Annotated in this window: 17 protein-coding genes and 1 riboswitch; of the genes, 3 read left to right on the forward strand and 14 right to left on the reverse strand. The window is 60.5% G+C overall.

All coding sequences use genetic code 11. The annotated features are described in order from the left end of the window. Positions 1-2: 2 nt before the first annotated feature. From C3F38_RS08155 to C3F38_RS08165, 3 genes are all read right to left on the reverse strand, one after another. On the reverse strand, positions 3-923 hold the full coding sequence (locus tag C3F38_RS08155) for an ABC transporter substrate-binding protein (RefSeq protein ID WP_047728556.1): 921 nt from the start codon (positions 921-923) through the stop codon (positions 3-5). Between the two features lie 26 nt (positions 924-949). Then, a complete protein-coding gene (locus C3F38_RS08160) occupies positions 950-2275 on the reverse strand; it encodes an LLM class flavin-dependent oxidoreductase (protein WP_038877418.1) in 1326 nt (441 codons plus the stop codon). A gap of 187 nt (positions 2276-2462) precedes the next feature. Continuing rightward, entirely contained in the window at positions 2463-3626 is a 1164-nt protein-coding gene (locus C3F38_RS08165; RefSeq protein WP_047728553.1) for a M20 peptidase aminoacylase family protein, read from the reverse strand. A gap of 346 nt (positions 3627-3972) precedes the next feature. On the opposite strand from C3F38_RS08165, the gene cspE reads away from it, so the two are divergent. Beyond that, positions 3973-4182: a transcription antiterminator/RNA stability regulator CspE gene (gene cspE, locus C3F38_RS08170; protein ID WP_004940030.1), complete on the forward strand. Its 210-nt coding sequence runs from the start codon at positions 3973-3975 to the stop codon at positions 4180-4182. Positions 4183-4239: 57 nt separating this feature from the next. Here cspE and C3F38_RS08175 read toward each other — a convergent pair whose 3' ends face one another. The 3 genes from C3F38_RS08175 to crcB form a co-directional block, all read right to left on the reverse strand. Beyond that, on the reverse strand, positions 4240-5430 hold the full coding sequence (locus C3F38_RS08175; RefSeq protein WP_047728551.1) for a multidrug effflux MFS transporter: 1191 nt from the start codon (positions 5428-5430) through the stop codon (positions 4240-4242). Positions 5431-5436: 6 nt separating this feature from the next. Then, a complete protein-coding gene (locus C3F38_RS08180) occupies positions 5437-6033 on the reverse strand; it encodes a TetR/AcrR family transcriptional regulator (protein WP_038877424.1) in 597 nt (198 codons plus the stop codon). A gap of 289 nt (positions 6034-6322) precedes the next feature. Continuing rightward, positions 6323-6706: a fluoride efflux transporter CrcB gene (gene crcB, locus C3F38_RS08185; RefSeq protein WP_004940022.1), complete on the reverse strand. Its 384-nt coding sequence runs from the start codon at positions 6704-6706 to the stop codon at positions 6323-6325. 79 nt (positions 6707-6785) lie between these two features. Next, positions 6786-6848, reverse strand: a riboswitch (Fluoride riboswitch). Between the two features lie 82 nt (positions 6849-6930). On the opposite strand from crcB, the gene C3F38_RS08190 reads away from it, so the two are divergent. Beyond that, the gene (locus C3F38_RS08190) at positions 6931-7359 is read left to right on the forward strand and encodes a GNAT family N-acetyltransferase (protein WP_048232905.1); all 429 of its coding nucleotides are present in this window, start codon (positions 6931-6933) and stop codon (positions 7357-7359) included. A 1-nt stretch (position 7360) separates the two neighbouring features. Here C3F38_RS08190 and C3F38_RS08195 read toward each other — a convergent pair whose 3' ends face one another. Beyond that, positions 7361-8428, reverse strand: coding sequence for a diguanylate cyclase (locus tag C3F38_RS08195; protein WP_038877428.1), 1068 nt, complete (start codon positions 8426-8428; stop codon positions 7361-7363). A 218-nt stretch (positions 8429-8646) separates the two neighbouring features. Between C3F38_RS08195 and tatA the strand changes: the two genes are divergently transcribed. Further along, the gene (gene tatA, locus C3F38_RS08200; RefSeq protein WP_038877431.1) at positions 8647-8862 is read left to right on the forward strand and encodes a Sec-independent protein translocase subunit TatA; all 216 of its coding nucleotides are present in this window, start codon (positions 8647-8649) and stop codon (positions 8860-8862) included. A gap of 93 nt (positions 8863-8955) precedes the next feature. On the opposite strand, the gene lipA is transcribed toward tatA, so the two are convergent. The 7 genes from lipA to mrdA form a co-directional block, all read right to left on the reverse strand. Beyond that, the gene (gene lipA / locus C3F38_RS08205) at positions 8956-9921 is read right to left on the reverse strand and encodes a lipoyl synthase (protein ID WP_025160046.1); all 966 of its coding nucleotides are present in this window, start codon (positions 9919-9921) and stop codon (positions 8956-8958) included. Continuing rightward, positions 9914-10582, reverse strand: a complete 669-nt coding sequence (gene lipB, locus C3F38_RS08210; RefSeq protein WP_055316087.1) for a lipoyl(octanoyl) transferase LipB — start codon at positions 10580-10582, stop codon at positions 9914-9916. The genes lipA and lipB overlap by 8 nt, the downstream gene beginning before the upstream one ends. Positions 10583-10716: 134 nt before the next feature. Then, positions 10717-10983: a DUF493 family protein YbeD gene (ybeD, locus tag C3F38_RS08215; RefSeq protein ID WP_004940012.1), complete on the reverse strand. Its 267-nt coding sequence runs from the start codon at positions 10981-10983 to the stop codon at positions 10717-10719. 104 nt (positions 10984-11087) lie between these two features. Continuing rightward, entirely contained in the window at positions 11088-12299 is a 1212-nt protein-coding gene (gene dacA / locus C3F38_RS08220; protein ID WP_004940010.1) for a D-alanyl-D-alanine carboxypeptidase DacA, read from the reverse strand. Positions 12300-12479: 180 nt separating this feature from the next. Next, positions 12480-13565 (reverse strand): endolytic peptidoglycan transglycosylase RlpA, encoded by a 1086-nt coding sequence (rlpA, locus tag C3F38_RS08225; RefSeq protein WP_055316088.1) that lies wholly within the window; start codon positions 13563-13565, stop codon positions 12480-12482. A gap of 10 nt (positions 13566-13575) precedes the next feature. Further along, positions 13576-14688, reverse strand: coding sequence for a peptidoglycan glycosyltransferase MrdB (gene mrdB, locus C3F38_RS08230; protein WP_004940006.1), 1113 nt, complete (start codon positions 14686-14688; stop codon positions 13576-13578). An 8-nt stretch (positions 14689-14696) separates the two neighbouring features. Then, entirely contained in the window at positions 14697-16592 is a 1896-nt protein-coding gene (gene mrdA / locus C3F38_RS08235) for a peptidoglycan DD-transpeptidase MrdA (protein ID WP_038877446.1), read from the reverse strand. Positions 16593-16607: the final 15 nt, after the last annotated feature.

Raw genomic sequence — 16607 nt, forward strand, 5'->3', positions numbered from 1 at the left:
TCCTAATCGCCCAGGCCGGGCGGGTTGATTTCCGACTGCGCAAGGCGTTCGACGCTCTCGCCCCAGCGGTTGAGCACCCGATCGTACTGCCCGCCGCGGATCGCGCCGTTCAGCGCTTCGTTCACCGCCTGCACCAGGCCGTTGCCTTTACGGGTGGTGACGGCGATGTGTGCCGCCTTGGGCCAACCGCCTTCCACCGTGCCTGCCAGCCGGGTGCGGCCGTTCAGCGCCGCTTTATAGGCGCCCAGCACGTTCGGCCCGAAGTAGGCGTCGGCCCGGCCGGATTGGATCGCCAGCGTGGCGGCTGCATCGTCGGTCACGTAGATTGGCTGGAAAGGTTTAAGCCCCTGCTGCCGATTCTGCTTGTCCCATGCCAGCAAGATGGCTTCCTGATTGGTGCCGGAGCCGACGATAATTTTTAATCCGGCGATATCGGCAGGCTGTTTGATCGTCGCGATCTTGCCGCCGGTTTTGACATAAAAGCCGAGCGAGTCGATGCGGTAGGTAGCGAAGTCGAAGCGGGTTTTGCGTTCTTTGGTCACGGTGACGTTGGTGATGGCCGCGTCATACTTGCCGGAAACCACCCCCAGCGGCCAGTCTTCCCACGAGGTTTGCACCACGTTAAGCGTTAGGCCCAGGCTGTCGGCCACCAGCTGAGCGATATCCACCTCGCTGCCGATCAGCCGCCGGTTGTCGGCGGCGAACAGCGCCAGCGGCGGCGTGTTGAGCGCGGCGATCGCGACGGTGAATTGGCCCGGCTTCACGAAGTGGAAATCGGCCGGCAGTTTGGCGATCGCCTGCGGGTTTTTCGGCGCGTGGATCGGGGTTTCATTGGCCTGCAAATCGATGCCGGTGCCCGCCTGTGCGGCGCCGGTCAGGCTCAGCAAGGCCGCCACGAGGGCGGCAGTAACGGTTTTCTGCATAGCGGGTATCCCTGAAAGCGATCTTATCATTGGGTGAATCTGTTCAGCGGGCGCTTCAGGCCCAGGTGCTCGCGCAGCGTGTCGCCGTGGTACGCCTGGCGGAACAGGCCACGCTGTTGCAGGACGGGCACCACCCGATCGACGAAGTGGCCGAAGGCGTTGGGCGTACCGCCGCTGATGATGAAACCGTCGGCGGCTTTGCCGTCGAACCAGCGCTGCAGACCGTCCGCCACCGCTTCCGGCGTGCCGCTGAACACCGGGCGCGGCGAGGCGGCTTCCAGCGCCACCTGGCGCAGCGTGAGGTTGCGCTCGCGGGCGCTGCGCTTGATGGCGTCGGTGGTGCTGCGAAAGCTGTTTTGCCCCAGATCGCCGATGTCGGGGAAGGGCGCGTCCAGCGGATGGCGGGCGAAGTCGTAATGCTCGAAGTAGCGGCCGAGGTAGTTGAGGGCGTTCTCGATGCTGACCAGGCGGGCGGTTTCCTGGTACTGGCGCTCGACGTCCGCGTCGTCGTCGCCGACGATCACGCTGACGCCCTGGAAGATGCGCAGATCGTCCGGTTCGCGCCCCTGTTCCACCAGCTGTCGCTTCACGTCCTGATAGAAATCCTGTGCCTGTTCCAGCGTGTCGTGATGGGTGAAGATCGCATCGGCGTGTTGGGCCGCCAGCCGTTTGCCGTCTTCGGAGGCGCCGGCCTGGAACAGGATCGGGCGCCCCTGCGGCGTGCGGCCGATGTTCAGCGGCCCCTGTACAGAGAAGAACTCCCCCTGGTGATTGAGAGTGTGCAGTTTGCCGGTGCGGAAGAATTCGCCGCTGGTCTTATTACGCACGAAGGCGTCGTCTTCCCAGGAGTCCCACAGCCCTTTGGCGACGTCGAGAAATTCGCCGGCAATGCGGTAACGAAGGCTGTGTTCCGGGTGTTCAGTGCGCGAGAAGTTTTTGGCCGAGCCTTCCAGCGGCGACGTCACCACGTTCCAGCCGGCGCGGCCGTGGCTCAGGTGATCGAGGCTGGCGAACTGGCGGGCGACGGTGAACGGATCGCTGTAGGAGGTGGAGAGGGTGCCCACCAGGCCAATTTTATCGGTGGCGGCGGACAGCACGGCCAGCAGGGTGAGCGGTTCGAAACGATTAAGAAAATGCGGAATGGATTTTTCGTTGATATATAACCCGTCGGCGACGAAGACGAAATCGAATTTCCCCTGTTCGGCTTTTTTCGCCGAGGCGATATTAAATTCGAGGTTAATGCTGGCGTCGGCGGTGGCGTCCGGGTGGCGCCAGGCGGACATATTTCCCGATGCGCCATGCAGAATGGCACCCAGGCGCAATTGCCGTTGATTATTCGCGTTGTCGCTCATCGTGATTATCCTGTCATGCGCCGCAGAGGCGCGCGGTGTTTGATGGGTCCACTATTGATGAGCGGCGGCGGGATGTAAAACAACAAAACAGCATATTCAAATGTTGAAAATTGCAAATATCACGGCGAGCGAAATAATAAGGCCCGACGCGGCATGTGCGGCGTCGGGGAAATACTATTTTCATTATTCAGGCGTTGCTGAGGGCTTTTTCCGGCGCGGTGGTTAATTGTTGCAGCGTGCGTTCCGCCAGCAGCGTGAAATATTGCGCCGCGGGGAACAGGGCCCGTTCATCGGGATTGAAACGCGGATGATGCAGGCCGAACTCGCTGGCGGAGCCGATGCTGACAAATACCCCCGGTACATGATGCAGATACAGCGCGAAATCTTCACCGCCCATCTGCAACTCCGCCTCTTCGACCCGGTAGCCGGCCTCGGCGGCAACGGTTTTGCTGAACGCCGCCCAATGCGGGTCATTGATCACCGCCGGCGGCCCCGGCTGCCAGCGGAGTTCGGCCTGCGCACCCAGCGCGGCGGCTATGCCGTCGATTACCTGGCGAATCTTGTCCGGCATCTGGCGGCGCACCGCGTCGCTGTGGGTGCGCACCGTGCCTTCCAGCTCCACGGTTTGCGGCAGCACGTTCCAGGTATTGCCGCCTTCGATGCGCGTTACGCTCACCACCAGCGATTCCAGCGAGCTGAAGCTGCGGCTGGGCAGCGTCTGCAGGGCGCCGACGATCTGGCTGGCGGTGACGATGGTGTCGACGCCCTGTTCCGGTTTGGCGGCGTGCGCACCCTTGCCGGTGATGAGGATCTGGAAGCGATCGACGTTGGCGTAGAACGGCCCGGCGCGGGTGGCGAAGGTGCCGGTGGGCAGCTCCGGCGCATTATGCAGGCCAAACACCGCGGCGACATTATCCAGCGCGCCGGCGTCGATCAGGTGCCGGGCGCCGTTGAAGGTCTCTTCCGCCGGCTGGAAGAAGAGGCGTACCGTGCCGGGCAGGTCGGCCTCACGCGCTTTCAGCAGGTGTGCGGCGCCGAGCATCACTGAGGTATGAAAGTCGTGGCCGCAGGCGTGCATCACGCCGCGGTTTTGCGAGCTGAAGGGCACGTCGGCGATTTCGTCGATCGGGAGAGCGTCAATGTCGCCGCGCAGCGCGATGATCGGCCCCTTGCCGCTGCCGATCTCTGCCACGACGCCGGTTTTCAGCGCCAGCGGCAGCAGGCGAATGCCCGCTTCTTGCAGCCAGCGCGTCAGTCGGGCGGTGGTGGCGAATTCGTGATTGGAAAGCTCCGGGTTTTGGTGCAGCTCACGCCGATAGGCGATGATTTTGTCTGCCAACTGGCTGGTCATAGGCTTGGCTCACAGTGGGAAATAAACCCTAACCCTAGTGCAGCGGCCGCCGAAGCAAAAAGACCATCTGGTTATATTTCATAGCGATTGCGTCTGCACGGGAGCGTCAACGCTGGGGGAAACGGGCGAGTTTGGGCGTTCGCTCGTTGTTCGCCGGTGGGTGGAGAGGATTGACCTGGCACGGTAACTTATCGCAACCGGTGCAATCAATTTACACCGGACAACACGGATTTTTTCACTCTTTATCGGATTTCTGTGATCGCGGTGGTGGACAAAATCCTGCCTGCTTGCTGTACTGTAATAGACACAGGTTTTGTGTCTTTCATTCACGTTAAAGGTAAGTTTGATGTCTAAGATTAAAGGTAGCGTTAAGTGGTTTAATGAATCCAAAGGCTTCGGTTTCATTACTCCGGAAGATGGTAGCAAGGACGTTTTCGTTCACTTCTCTGCCATCGTTAGCAACGGTTTCAAAACGCTTGCTGAAGGCCAGCGTGTAGAATTTGAAATCACGAACGGTGCCAAAGGCCCATCTGCCGCTAACGTTACTGCTATCTAAGCTGCGTAGCTGAATTTCTTAAAACCCGCTCATTGAGCGGGTTTTTTATTGGGCGCGTTATGCCTCGCTGCGGCGGCCTAACAGGCTGAACAGCAGGATGGCGACGGCGTAGCAGCCGACGATGGTCAGCGCCATCGACAGGCTGGACGTGCCGCCCAGCCCGGTGAGCGGCACGGCGCAGGCACCGAGCGCGAACATGCACACGCCGATCAAGGCCGACGCGCTGCCCGCTTTGTCACCCTGGCTTTGCATGGCCAGCGAAGAGGCGGTTGGGCCGACGATGCCGATCACCGCCACCGAAAAGAACAGCGGCACCAGCAACACCACCAGCGGCGCATGCAGCGCGGCGGCCAACAGCAGCAACAGCGATGCGACGGCCGCCAGCGTTAGCCCGCTCTTCAACACGCGACGCTCTCCCCAACGCGAACTGAGGCGGCTGGCCAGCTGCGCCGCAATGATCAGCCCGACGCCGTTAATGGCGAAGCACAGGCTGAACATCTGCGGGCTGAGGCCGTAGATCTGCTGCAAGACGAAAGGCGAGGCGCCGATATAGGCGAACATGCCGGCCATCACGAAGCCCTGTGTCAGGCACAGGCCCATGAAATAGCGCTGGGTCAACAGACTGCCCAGCGACATCAGCATCGCCAGAATGCCGCCCTGGCTGCGGCGCTCGGCCGGCAGGGACTCGTGCAGTTTCAGCGCCGACAGGCTGAACAGCAGCACGGCGATGGCCGCCAGCACGCCGAAGATGCCGCGCCAGTTCATCACCTGCAGCATAACGCCGCCCAGCACCGGCGCGACGATCGGCGCCAGGCCGTTGACCAGCATCAGCAGGGCGAAGAAGCGGGTCAGCTCATGGCCGGCATACAGATCGCGGGCGATGGCGCGGGAAATCACCGCGCCACCGGCGCCGGCGATGCCCTGCAGCAGGCGTGCGATCAGCAACTGGTCGATGGTGGGCGCCAGCGCGCACCACAGCGAAGCGCCCAGCAGCAGGATCAGCGACAGCAACAGCGGGCGCATGCGGCCCAGTTTGTCGCTGTAAGGGCCGAAAATCAGCTGGCCGACGCCCAGGCCGAGCAGCCCGGCGGTCAGGCTGAGCTGCGCGGCGGCGGTGGAGGTATTCAGTTCGCCCGCCATTTCCGGCAGGGCGGGCAGATAGAGATCGGTGCACAGCGGCCCCAGCGCGGCCAGCAGGCCAAGCACGACGGCGTACACCAGACGTTGTCTGGCTAAGTGTTTGGTCATGGGAGATTAGCGTTTCCTGAACAGGTGAGAAATGGCCTGCTGATACAGATCGCGCAGCAGGGACGCATCGGCTTTTTGCGTGGTAAGGATGCGGTAACCGGTGCCTTCACTCATGACGGCGATAAACTCCACCCGCGCGGCGATCTCTTCCGCGCTGAAATGGGGATACAGCCGCTGCAGGTTGTGGCACACGTGGCGAAACAGCCGCGCTTCCGCATCGCTGAGCATTTTGGCTACCACCGGGTTGCGCGTGGCCTCGGCGGTCACTTCCAGCATCAGCATGTGATCGGTTTCGCTCTCGCCCGGCTGCTGAAACAGCGTGCGCGCCGCCAGCGTGCCGGCGATCAGGTTAATGTGATCGCCAAGGTTTTCCAGCCGCTGCATCTTGCTGGCGATGATGCGGTTGACGATTTCCTCGATAATCGCGTCTTTATTGGCGAAATAGCGATAGATTTGCCCGACGCTGAGCTGCGAGCCCTGGGCGATTTCCGCCATGCTGGCGGCGTGGAAGCCGTGGCGGCGGAAGCTGGTTTTCGCCGCTTCGACGATCTGATCGCGGCGGGCCTGCACCTTGGCCTGTTTACTGTCGTTGGGGGAGAGCATTTGCCCGATCCTTTGCTACGCGTGAGCCGGGTTCACATTTTTGGGTGTGAACGTTCATTCTCAATTGTAGTGTAGTCGGCCGGAAAGACGCAAGATGAACGCGTGCTGTGGGGAAAAGGCGCTTAAGCGAACAGGTAGGATTTGATAAAGGCGGCGACGATCAGCACACACAGCGCAACGGCAATCGCTTCGGCGGCGGTTTTCGGCAGGCTAAACATAGCGGTTTCTCATCCAGTCAGAAGTACTGGATGAGATTATGCGCATGCAAGATTAAGGAAACATTAAGGGCTTAGCGCCCGTTGACCCACATCACCAGCATGAAAGCCAGCAGCGTCATCGCCAGCGAGCCGGCCAGGTTGAGCAGCATGTTGGCCAGCGCCCAACCGAAGCGGCCATCCTGCATCAGGTACACCACCTCCAGCGAAAAGGTGGAGAAGGTGGTCAGGCCGCCGCAGAACCCAGTGGTGATCAGTAATTTCCAGGTGGGGTCCAGATGCGTCATGCGGGTGAAAATCGCCATCGCCAGGCCGATGATAAAACCGCCGATCAGATTGACCATCAGCGTACCGAGCGGAATGTGGGCGTTCAGCGGATTCATTTTCATACTTACCGCCCAGCGCAAAACGCTGCCGACGCCGCCGCCGATAAATACGGCCAGTAAAGAGCTCAACATGGGGCAACTACCTTTCAATCAGAGAAATTCACGGGACTCGGAAAGGGACAGGCGTAACGCTACGCGCCTCTCTCCGAGAGGTTACGTAGACATCATCAGCCTGTGAAGGCGGTTAGGGAGGAATGTCATCTCCAGCGTGCCGCACGGCCTTTTTTACCGTACCCGGTGGATGTTACACCTAACGCCGCCTATTTTGTAGTATCGACAATCTGCGAGGTCACCCCATGGAAATCAGAACGGCGCGCCTGAGCGATCGCCAGGCTATCGCCGAATTAATGACGGCGTTGGATTATCCCGGCACCGAGGCGTTTCTGACGCAGCGAATGCGCCAGCTGCTGGCGCATCCGGACGAGGCGCTGCTGGTGGCAGTGGAGGGCGAGCGGGTGCTGGGCGTGCTGTCGCTGCATTTTCTGCCGCAGCTGGCGTTGGCCGGCGACATTGGCCGCATCAGCTATTTTTGCGTCGACGACCGAGCGCGCGGCGCAGGCGTAGGGCGGCGGCTGTTGGCGGAGGGCGAGGCGCTGGCGCACCGTCGCGGCTGCGATCGGCTTGAAGTCCATTGCCACAGCCGCCGCGAGCGGGCGCATACGTTTTACCGGCGTGAAGGCTTTGTCGAAGCGCCGAAGTATTTTGCCAAGTTATTAAACCAGTAAGTTAGTCGCCCGTCGGCGCCGCCGTTTCCAGCCGGTTGCGGCCATTTTGCTTCGCTCGGTAAAGCGCACCGTCGGCCGCTTTCAGCCAGTCCAGATAACCGCCCAGCGCGGGGTGGTAGTTGGCGATGCCGGCGCTGATCTGTAGCCGCAGCTGTGGCGCCTCTTTGAAGATAACGGCGTCCAGCCGCTGCTGGATGCGCCGCAGGACGGTTTCCGCCTGTTCGGCGCTGGTGTTCGGCAGCACTGCGCCAAACTCGTCGCCGCCGTAGCGACCGACGATATCCACGTTGCGCAAGCCAATCAGCAGCTCTTCCGCCAGCGCCGCCAGGGCCTCATCCCCCAGCGCATGGCCGAAAGTATCGTTGATGGTTTTGAAACGATCGATATCCATCAAGATCAGCGTGGCGTTGTCCTGGTAGCGGCGGCAACTGTCGAACTGACGATGCAGCAGATGCTCCCAATGGCGGCGGTTGTACAAGCCGGTCAGCCCATCGCGGGTGCTGATGCGTTGCAGCTCCTGTTTTTTTTCCGCCAGCCGTTTGGCGGTGCGGTAGGTCACCAGGCCGAGCAGCGTGGGATAAAGGTAGATCATCGGCAGGCACAGATAGATTTGCAGCGGCGTGCTGTGCGGGTGGAACGGGAAACCGAGCAGCGCGCCGGTCAGCGCCGCCGCGGCCAATTGAATCGCCAACCCTTTGACAAACAGGGCCTTACCGGCCGAAGCGATGTTGTTCATGCTCATCATCGACAGGATGACGATCGCCGGCAGCGCGTTGAACGCCATCATCGCCGCCCAGAAGCCGCCGAAGGCGGAGTCGATCAGCAGGTTGCGGATCTCGGCTTTGAACGGATCTTTGGCGCGGCAGGCCAAGCGGTAGGCGAGATGCGGCCAGAGAAAACCGTGAAAGGCCAGCAATAGCCAGACCGCCGTGGGCGGAGCCAAGGGATAGAGTGCGGCGCAAACGCAGATAAAGCCGAGCCCCAGACCGGCGACGCGGGGCAGATAGGTGCGTTTGGCGAAGCTGAGGCCGGATTTTCGGGCATCGAAAATGGGGGGGGCAATATACATCCGGCATCTCCCTGATAAGTATCATGGCAGCGTATCATGCGGGTGATAAACTAAGAATAGTCTGGGGTTCACGCCGTGAGGCGGCGTGGCATTCCTGCGACGGATCTCACTCTGTTACATGTTGCGGTTGTGCGAGCAGGGGGAAAGTCGCTAAATATTCGCAGGCAAGGTCAGTTTTTCTCGCTGTTCACGCAGCGCTCTATGATAAGAAGGTGAGTATGGAAGGTATCAGTATTACCAAACTTCTGGTGATTGCGGTATTGGTGATTTTACTGTTCGGCACCAGCAAACTGCGCACGCTCGGCGCCGATCTTGGCGCGGCGCTGAAAGGCTTTAAAAAAGCCGTGGGTGACGACAGCACGCCGCCGGCCGCCGGCAGCAACACTGCCGAGAGCCAGTCCGCTCAGCAGAGCGTCGAGAAGAAAGACGTTTAATCCCGTCTGAGGGCGCGCAATAAAAAACGGATGCCTTGCGGACATCCGTTTTTTGGCGTTTCCGCCGTCTTTAGCGTAACAAACTATTACGCGTTATTTCACTTCCATCCCTTTGGCCTGCAGATCGGCGTGATAAGACGAACGCACGAACGGGCCACAGGCGGCGTGGGTGAAGCCCATTGCCATCGCTTCTTCTTTCATCTCGTCAAACTCGGCCGGGCTGACGTAGCGCTGCACCGGCAGGTGGTGGCGGCTCGGCTGCAGATACTGGCCCAGCGTCAGCATGGTGACGCCGTGACGGCGCAGATCGCGCATCACTTCGACGATTTCCGCGTTGGTTTCGCCCAGGCCGACCATCAGGCCGGATTTGGTCGGGATATTCGGGTGCGCCTCTTTAAAGCGCTCCAGCAGCTTCAGCGACCACTCGTAGTTGGCGCCCGGGCGCACCTGGCGGTATACGCGCGGCACGTTTTCCAGGTTGTGGTTAAACACGTCCGGCGGCGTGGCGGTGAGGATCTCCAGCGCGCGGTCCATACGACCGCGGAAGTCCGGCACCAGCGTTTCAATTTTGATGTTCGGGCTCTTGGCGCGGATGGCGGAGATGCAGTCGGCAAAGTGCTGAGCACCGCCGTCGCGCAGATCGTCGCGGTCAACCGAGGTGATCACCACGTAACGCAGCGCCATGTCGGCGATGGTTTGCGCCAGCTTTTCCGGCTCGTTGGCGTCCGGCGCGATCGGGCGGCCGTGGGCCACGTCGCAGAACGGGCAGCGACGGGTACAGATGGCGCCGAGGATCATAAAGGTGGCGGTACCGTGGTTGAAACACTCGGACAGGTTAGGGCACGAGGCTTCCTCACAGACGGAGTGCAGGCCGTTTTTACGCATGGCGGCTTTGATGCCCTGAATGCGCGTTGAATCGGCAGGCAGTTTGATCTTCATCCACTCGGGTTTACGCAACAGCTCCTGCCGTTCGGTGACCACCGTTTTGACCGGGATCAGCGCCATTTTGTCAGCATCGCGGTATTTGACGCCGCGTTCCATCTGAATTGGTTTACTCATAATCGTGCAGGTTCCAGTTACGAAGCTCGACCGTCTGGTAGCCGAGTAAATGAACAAATTCCTGTACCAGGATTGGGTGTATGTCTTCAATGCCAACGCCGGGCGCCAGCGCGCTGACCTGCGTCATTTGCATGCCGGCGTAACCGCAAGGGTTGATGCGTTGGAAGGGGCTGAGATCCATCGCCACATTCAGGGCCAGGCCGTGGAATGAGCTGCCTTTGCGGATCCGCAAACCCAACGAACAGATTTTCTGCTCCCCCACGTACACGCCAGGCGCATCGGGACGGGCGCGCGATTCGAGGCGGAAGTGGGCGAGGGTGTTGATAACCGTATCTTCTATCGCCGTAACCAATTGGCGTACGCCGACCTTGCTGCGTTTCAGATCGACCATCACGTACATCACCTGCTGGCCCGGCCCGTGGTAGGTCACCTGGCCGCCGCGATCGCTCTGGACCACCGGGATATCGCCGGGCATCAGCAGGTGCTCGGCTTTGCCGGCCTGGCCCTGGGTGAAGACCGGGTGATGTTGCACCAGCCACAGCTCGTCCGGCGTAGTCTCGGTACGACTGTCGGTGAAGTTGTGCATGGCTTGGGATACAGGCGCGTAGGGCTGCAACCCCAGCTGACGCAAAATGATCTTGTCTGGTTGCAAAAGAGTCATCGTCAGGTTACAGAAGTGGTAAAGCCATTATACCGGGCGCTCCGGCCCGCGACCAGCCTTTCGCTGACCAAAAATGCGCAACCCGGGAAGACGCTGCGCCATCCCGGGTTGATAAGCAGGGGTTTATGCTGGAATTACAGCACCATGCGAACAATTTCAATGTTGCCCAACTCTTCGTACAGGGTTTCGACCTGCTCGATGTGAGTAGCGTTGATGGTGATGGAAACGGAGTGGTAGTTGCCTTTGCTGCTCGGCTTAACCTGCGGGTTGTAATCGCCCGGTGCATGGCGCTGCACCACTTCAACTACCTGGTCAACCAGCTCAGGCTGCGCCAGGCCCATCACCTTGTAGGTAAACGAGCAAGGGAATTCGAGCAGTTCGTTCAGTTTAGTTTTTTGCATGTGCGTGCGCTCCAGAGTGCTAGCTAATCTATAAATTATAACTCCCGCCGGGGCGGGAGTTAATGTTATTCAGTATATGGGGGCAATTTCGCCCGATTCAACCGTTAACCGAACCAGTGGTGGAACATCAGTTTGATGTAGTCCACGATGCGGCTGAAGAAACCGCCTTCTTTCACTTCGTTCATCACCACCAGCGGACGCTGGTCGATGGTTTTGCCGTCCAGCTGGAAGTTGATGCTGCCGACCACCTGGTTTTTCGCCAGCGGCGCGTGAATTTCAGGGGTGTTCAGCACGTAGCTGGCCTTCAGATCTTTCATGCGGCCGCGCGGGATGGTCAGGTAGACGTCTTTGTCCACGCCCAGCTCAACGCGGTCGGCATCGCCGAACCAGACCGGCTCGGAGGCGAACTCTTTACCGACTTTCAGCGGCGCCACGGTTTCGAAGAAGCGGAAGCCCCAGGTCAGCAGTTTCTTGCTTTCGGCTTCACGGCCTTTGTAGGTGCGGCCGCCCATCACGGCGGAGATCAGGCGCATTTGGCCTTCGGTCGCCGAAGCCACCAGGTTGTAACCCGCCGCGTCGGTATGGCCGGTTTTGATGCCGTCGACGTTCAGGCTGTTATCCCACAGCAGACCGTTGCGGTTCATCTGGCGGATATTGTTGAAGGTGAACTCTTTTTCTTTGTAAATCGCGTACTCTTCCGGCACGTCGCGGATCAGCGCCTGGCCGATCAGCGCCATGTCGCGCGCCGAGCTGTATTGGCCCTGGGCATCCAGGCCGTGTACCGTCTGGAAGTGGGTGTTCTGCAGGCCCAGCTTGCTGACGTAGGTGTTCATCAGGTTAACGAACGCGTCCTGGCTGCCGGCGACGTAGTCGGCCATCGCCACGCAGGCGTCGTTACCGGATTGCAGGTTGATGCCGCGGGTCAGTTTGGAGACCGGCACGCGATCGCCCGGCTTCAGGAACATCAGCGAGGAGCCTTTGAACACCGGGTTGCCGGTCGCCCAGGCGTCCTGACCGACGGTCACCAGATCGTCCTGGCCGATTTTGCCCGCTTTCAGCGCCTGGCCGATGACGTAGCTGGTCATCATTTTGGTCAGGCTGGCCGGATCGCGACGCGCGTCGGCGTTCATCTCGGCCAGCACCTTGCCGGAGTTGTAATCAATCAGGATATACGCTTCCGCATCGATCTGCGGGACACCTGGGATCATGGTTTTGATATTAACGTCATCGGCATGTGCAACGGAGGCTGCGCTCATTGCGATAACGGTGCCGAGTGCGATGCTTTTGATTAAGCGAAAAGAAGTTACTTGTTTCATGATCGGGACTACAACATCCGTGAAAGTAAAGTTAAAAAACGAGCCACACTATAGCAGATGCGATCCCGGCAGGCATTACCCATTCATCTGACTAATTGCGGTTAGAGAACTTTTAGCTGCAAGAAAATGTTTCAGCTAAATAACCGCTTATCAGCCGCGAATGCCCGCCGGGCTTAACGCTTAGGGTGCAGCAGTAACGAAAGACTGTTGTTGCGCTTCGCTGGCCAGGCGTTGCTGCAGCTGGGTTGCCTGCTGACGGCTGCTGAACGGGCCGAGCTGGACGCGATAAACGTTGCCGTTAGCCGCCACTTTGCCCGGCACGCCAAACTGCTGGCTCAGGCTTTGCTGCCAGCTCTGGGCGCGCTCGGCGCTGCTCAGCGCACCGACCTGCACCACGTAACCGCCGGAGGAAGACGCAGCAGCCATGCCGGCAGCCGCGGTGCCGGCCGCGACCGGCGCGGCCACGGCCACGGCTTCAGGTTCTGATCCTTCCAGCACGCCGGCCGGTACGGCGCTTGGCGCGCCGAGGAAACCGCTGCGGCCGCCGGTTGCGTTGCCGCCGGCGGCTGGCGCGTTGTTGTCGTCGGTGCGCAGGCTGCTGTTATCGATCGGGCGCACCGCCGCGCCGCTGGCGACCGGCACGTCCTGTTGGATCGGGGTGCCCATGCCGCTGGAGCCGAGATCCGGGCGTGCCGGCAGGGCGTAGCTCTGTTTCGCCACGATGGTGCCGATGGTGCCCGGGCCGCTCAGCGTGCCGTCCGGCGCCACGTTGATGAAATCGACTTTGACCTTGGTGTTGTTGGACAGGTTGAGGCGATCGGCGGCGGCTTTCGACAGATCGATGATGCGGCCCTTGGTGTAAGGCCCGCGATCGTTGACGCGCACCACCAGCTGACGGCCGTTGGCCAGGTTGGTGACACGTACATAGCTAGGGATCGGCAACGTCGGGTGCGCCGCGGTCAGGCCGTTCGGATCGAACTGCTCGCCCAGCGCGGTGGTGTTACCGTTGGCTTCTTCGCCATACCAGGCCGCCAGGCCGGTCTGCGAGAAGTTCTGCGGATCTTTTACGATGCGGTAAGTATCGCCATTAACCTTATAATCCTGCATGTTATTAGGGTTATAGGGTTCATATTGAGGCTCGACGCCACCGATTTCCACCACCGGGCCGTTGTACGGCTGCTGTGGCGCCTGCTGTTCCGTGGTCGGGGCGGTACAGGCGGAGAGCAACACTGCCGCGACGCCGATCCAAAGCCATTCCTTACGCATTACTCACCTCTTATAAACTTTTAGACAGCATTTTCCGATGCGTGTGGATCGACATGATGATGCCGAAACCGGCCATCAACACTATCAGCGCCGAACCCCCGTAACTGACCAGAGGCAAAGGTACGCCAACTACCGGCAAAATGCCACTGACCATACCGATGTTAACAAAGACATAAACGAACAAAATCAGCATCAAGCCGCCAACCATCACGCGGCCGAAGGTGGTTTGCGCCTTGGCGGCGATCATCAGCCCGCGAATGATCACCAGCAGGTAAAGCGCCAGCAGCACCAACACCCCGATCAGCCCCAGCTCTTCGGCTAACACGGCGAAGATAAAGTCGGTATGGCGTTCCGGCAGGAACTCCAGCTGCGACTGGGTGCCGTGCAGCCAGCCCTTGCCGGACAGGCCGCCGGAGCCGATGGCGATCTTGGATTGAATGATGTGATAGCCGGCGCCGAGCGGGTCGCTTTCCGGATCGAGCAGCATCATCACGCGGTCGCGTTGATAACCGTGCATCAGGAAGAACCACAGCACCGGGATAAAGGCCGCCAGCGCGACGGCGGCGACGGCGATCAGTTTCCAGCTCATGCCCGACAGGAACAGCACGAACAGGCCGGAGGCGGCGATCAGGATCGAGGTGCCCAGATCCGGCTGCGCGGCCACCAGCAGCGTCGGCAGGAAGATCAGCACCAGGGCGATGGCGGTGTTTTTCAGCGAAGGCGGGCAGACGTCGCGGTTCATAAAGCGCGCCACCATCAGCGGCACGGCGATCTTGGCGATTTCCGACGGCTGGAAGCGCACCACGCCGAGATCCAGCCAGCGCTGCGCGCCTTTACTGATCTGCCCGAAGGCGTCCACCAGGATCAGCAAAATCACGCAGAAGATATACAGATAGGGCGCCCAGCTTTCGTATACGCGCGGCGGGATTTGCGCCATGACGGCCATCACGATCAGCCCCATGACGATCTGCCCGATCTTGCGCTCCATCATGCCGATGTCCTGGCCGCTGGCGCTCCACATCACGAAGGCACTGTAGACCAGCAGGGCCAGGATCAGCAGCAGGAACGTCGGGTCGATGTGGATTTTGGTCCAGATCGAGCCTTTTTGTTGGCTTTCAGTCATGTTCTACCTTAGTCACCTTCTACGCCAGGCGGCAGCGGGGCTTCGCTTGGCAATTGCGTATTGTTGTCGCCCAGCAGAATATGGTCGAGGATCTGGCGGGTGATGGTGCCCACCGCCGGACCGGAGCCGCCGTTTTCCAGAATGATGGCGACCGACACCGTCGGATTGTTGAACGGCGCGAAGGCGGTCATCAGTTTATGATCGCGCAGGTGCTCCGCCAGTTTATGGGCGTTGTAAGTTTCGTAGCCGAATACCTGTGCGGTACCCGATTTCGCCGCGGCTTTGTAAGGGGCGTCCGCAAAGTATTTGCGCGCCGTCCCGTTCGGACGGTTGGCCACCCCGTACATGCCGTCTTTGGCGATTTCCCAGAAGCCGGAGTGAATATCGCCGATCTGCGTGTCTTCTTCCTGTTTGAACGGCACCAGCGCGCCGTTGACGCGGGTGCTCTGCAGCAGGTGAGGCGTTTTGACGGTGCCGTCGTTGATCAGGGTGTTCAGCGCCTTGGCCATCTGAATCGGCGTGGCGGTCCAGTAGCCCTGGCCGATGCCCACCGGAATGGTGTCGCCCTGATACCACGGCTTTTTATAGCGCTTCAGCTTCCATTCGCGCGTCGGCATCAGGCCGGAGCGCTCTTCGGACAGATCGATGCCGGTGTACTGGCCGTAACCAAATTTGGTCAGCCAGGTCGACAGCCGATCGATCCCCATGTCATAGGCGACCTGATAGAAATAGGTATCTGCGGACTCTTCCAGCGCCTTGGTGACGTTCAGCCGGCCGTGGCCCCATTTTTTCCAGTCGCGGAAGCGTTTTTCCGAGCCGGGCAGTTGCCACCAGCCGGGATCGAACACCACGGTGTTCTTGGTGATCACCCCGGCGCTGAGCGCCGACACCGCGATGTAAGGCTTCACCGTCGACGCGGGCGGGTAAACCCCCTGCGTGGCGCGGTTGATCAGCGGGCGATTCGGATCGTTCAGCAGCCCCTGATAGTCCTTGCTGGAAATGCCGTCCACGAACAGGTTCGGATCGTAACTCGGGTTGGACACCATCGCCAGAATGGCGCCGGTGCGCGGATCGCTAACCACCACCGCGGCGCGGCTGCCTACCAGCAGCTGCTCGATATAGCGCTGCAGGTTGAGATCGAGCGTCAGGTAGACGTCCTGACCGGCGGAAGGCGGCTGCTCGTGCAATTGGCGGATCACCCGGCCGCGGTTGTTGACCTCGACCTCTTCGTAGCCGGTTTTGCCGTGCAGCGTGTCTTCGTAATAGCGTTCGATGCCCAGCTTGCCAATGTCGTGGGTCGCGGCGTAGTTGGCCAGCTTGCCGTCTTTGTCCAGGCGTTCGACGTCGCGGTCGTTGATCTTCGACACGTAGCCGGTGACGTGGGTGAGGGCGGAGCCGTAAGGGTAGTAGCGGCGCTGGTAGCCTTTCACTTCCACGCCGGGGAAGCGGAACTGATTGACCGCAAAGCGGGCGACCTGCACTTCGGTCAGCGCGGTTTTCACCGGAATGGAGACGAAACGTCGCGAACGCTTGCGCTCTTTTTCGAAATTGGTGATGTCGTCGTCGGTCAGGTCGACCACCGTGCGCAGCGCCTGCAGCGTGGCTTTGAGGTCGTCAACCTTCTCCGGCATCAGCTCCAGCTGGTAAATGGTGCGGTTGAGCGCCAGTGGGGTGCCGTTGCGATCGTAGATAATGCCGCGGCTGGGCGCGATAGGCACCAGCTTGATGCGGTTTTCGTTGGAGCGGGTGCGGTAATCCTCGACGCGGACCACTTGCAGATTATACAGGTTGGCGATCAGGATGCCGGACAGCACCAGGATGACCAAGAACGCCACCAGGGCGCGGCGTACAAACAGGGCGGATTCAGCCGTATAGTCGCGAAAAGGGTTACGTTCTATTTTCATCCCGCTGCTTTATTT

Source organism: Serratia sp. SSNIH1, from assembly GCF_002935055.1.
GTDB lineage: Bacteria > Pseudomonadota > Gammaproteobacteria > Enterobacterales > Enterobacteriaceae > Serratia > Serratia nevei.

Excerpts from the sequence above, each read along its gene's own strand:
- ybeD (WP_004940012.1), bottom strand. The coding sequence starts at position 10,983 with ATGCAAAAAACTAAACTGAACGAACTGCTCGAATTCCCTTGCTCGTTT.
- mrdA (WP_038877446.1), bottom strand. The coding sequence starts at position 16,592 with ATGAAAATAGAACGTAACCCTTTTCGCGACTATACGGCTGAATCCGCC.
- crcB (WP_004940022.1), bottom strand. The coding sequence starts at position 6,706 with ATGTTGAGCTCTTTACTGGCCGTATTTATCGGCGGCGGCGTCGGCAGC.
- mrdB (WP_004940006.1), bottom strand. The coding sequence starts at position 14,688 with ATGACTGAAAGCCAACAAAAAGGCTCGATCTGGACCAAAATCCACATC.
- rlpA (WP_055316088.1), bottom strand. The coding sequence starts at position 13,565 with ATGCGTAAGGAATGGCTTTGGATCGGCGTCGCGGCAGTGTTGCTCTCC.
- C3F38_RS08195 (WP_038877428.1), bottom strand. The coding sequence starts at position 8,428 with ATGTATATTGCCCCCCCCATTTTCGATGCCCGAAAATCCGGCCTCAGC.
- C3F38_RS08190 (WP_048232905.1), top strand. The coding sequence starts at position 6,931 with ATGGAAATCAGAACGGCGCGCCTGAGCGATCGCCAGGCTATCGCCGAA.
- C3F38_RS08165 (WP_047728553.1), bottom strand. The coding sequence starts at position 3,626 with ATGACCAGCCAGTTGGCAGACAAAATCATCGCCTATCGGCGTGAGCTG.
- dacA (WP_004940010.1), bottom strand. The coding sequence starts at position 12,299 with ATGAAACAAGTAACTTCTTTTCGCTTAATCAAAAGCATCGCACTCGGC.
- lipA (WP_025160046.1), bottom strand. The coding sequence starts at position 9,921 with ATGAGTAAACCAATTCAGATGGAACGCGGCGTCAAATACCGCGATGCT.
- C3F38_RS08175 (WP_047728551.1), bottom strand. The coding sequence starts at position 5,430 with ATGACCAAACACTTAGCCAGACAACGTCTGGTGTACGCCGTCGTGCTT.
- C3F38_RS08180 (WP_038877424.1), bottom strand. The coding sequence starts at position 6,033 with ATGCTCTCCCCCAACGACAGTAAACAGGCCAAGGTGCAGGCCCGCCGC.
- cspE (WP_004940030.1), top strand. The coding sequence starts at position 3,973 with ATGTCTAAGATTAAAGGTAGCGTTAAGTGGTTTAATGAATCCAAAGGC.
- C3F38_RS08160 (WP_038877418.1), bottom strand. The coding sequence starts at position 2,275 with ATGAGCGACAACGCGAATAATCAACGGCAATTGCGCCTGGGTGCCATT.
- C3F38_RS08155 (WP_047728556.1), bottom strand. The coding sequence starts at position 923 with ATGCAGAAAACCGTTACTGCCGCCCTCGTGGCGGCCTTGCTGAGCCTG.
- tatA (WP_038877431.1), top strand. The coding sequence starts at position 8,647 with ATGGAAGGTATCAGTATTACCAAACTTCTGGTGATTGCGGTATTGGTG.
- lipB (WP_055316087.1), bottom strand. The coding sequence starts at position 10,582 with ATGACTCTTTTGCAACCAGACAAGATCATTTTGCGTCAGCTGGGGTTG.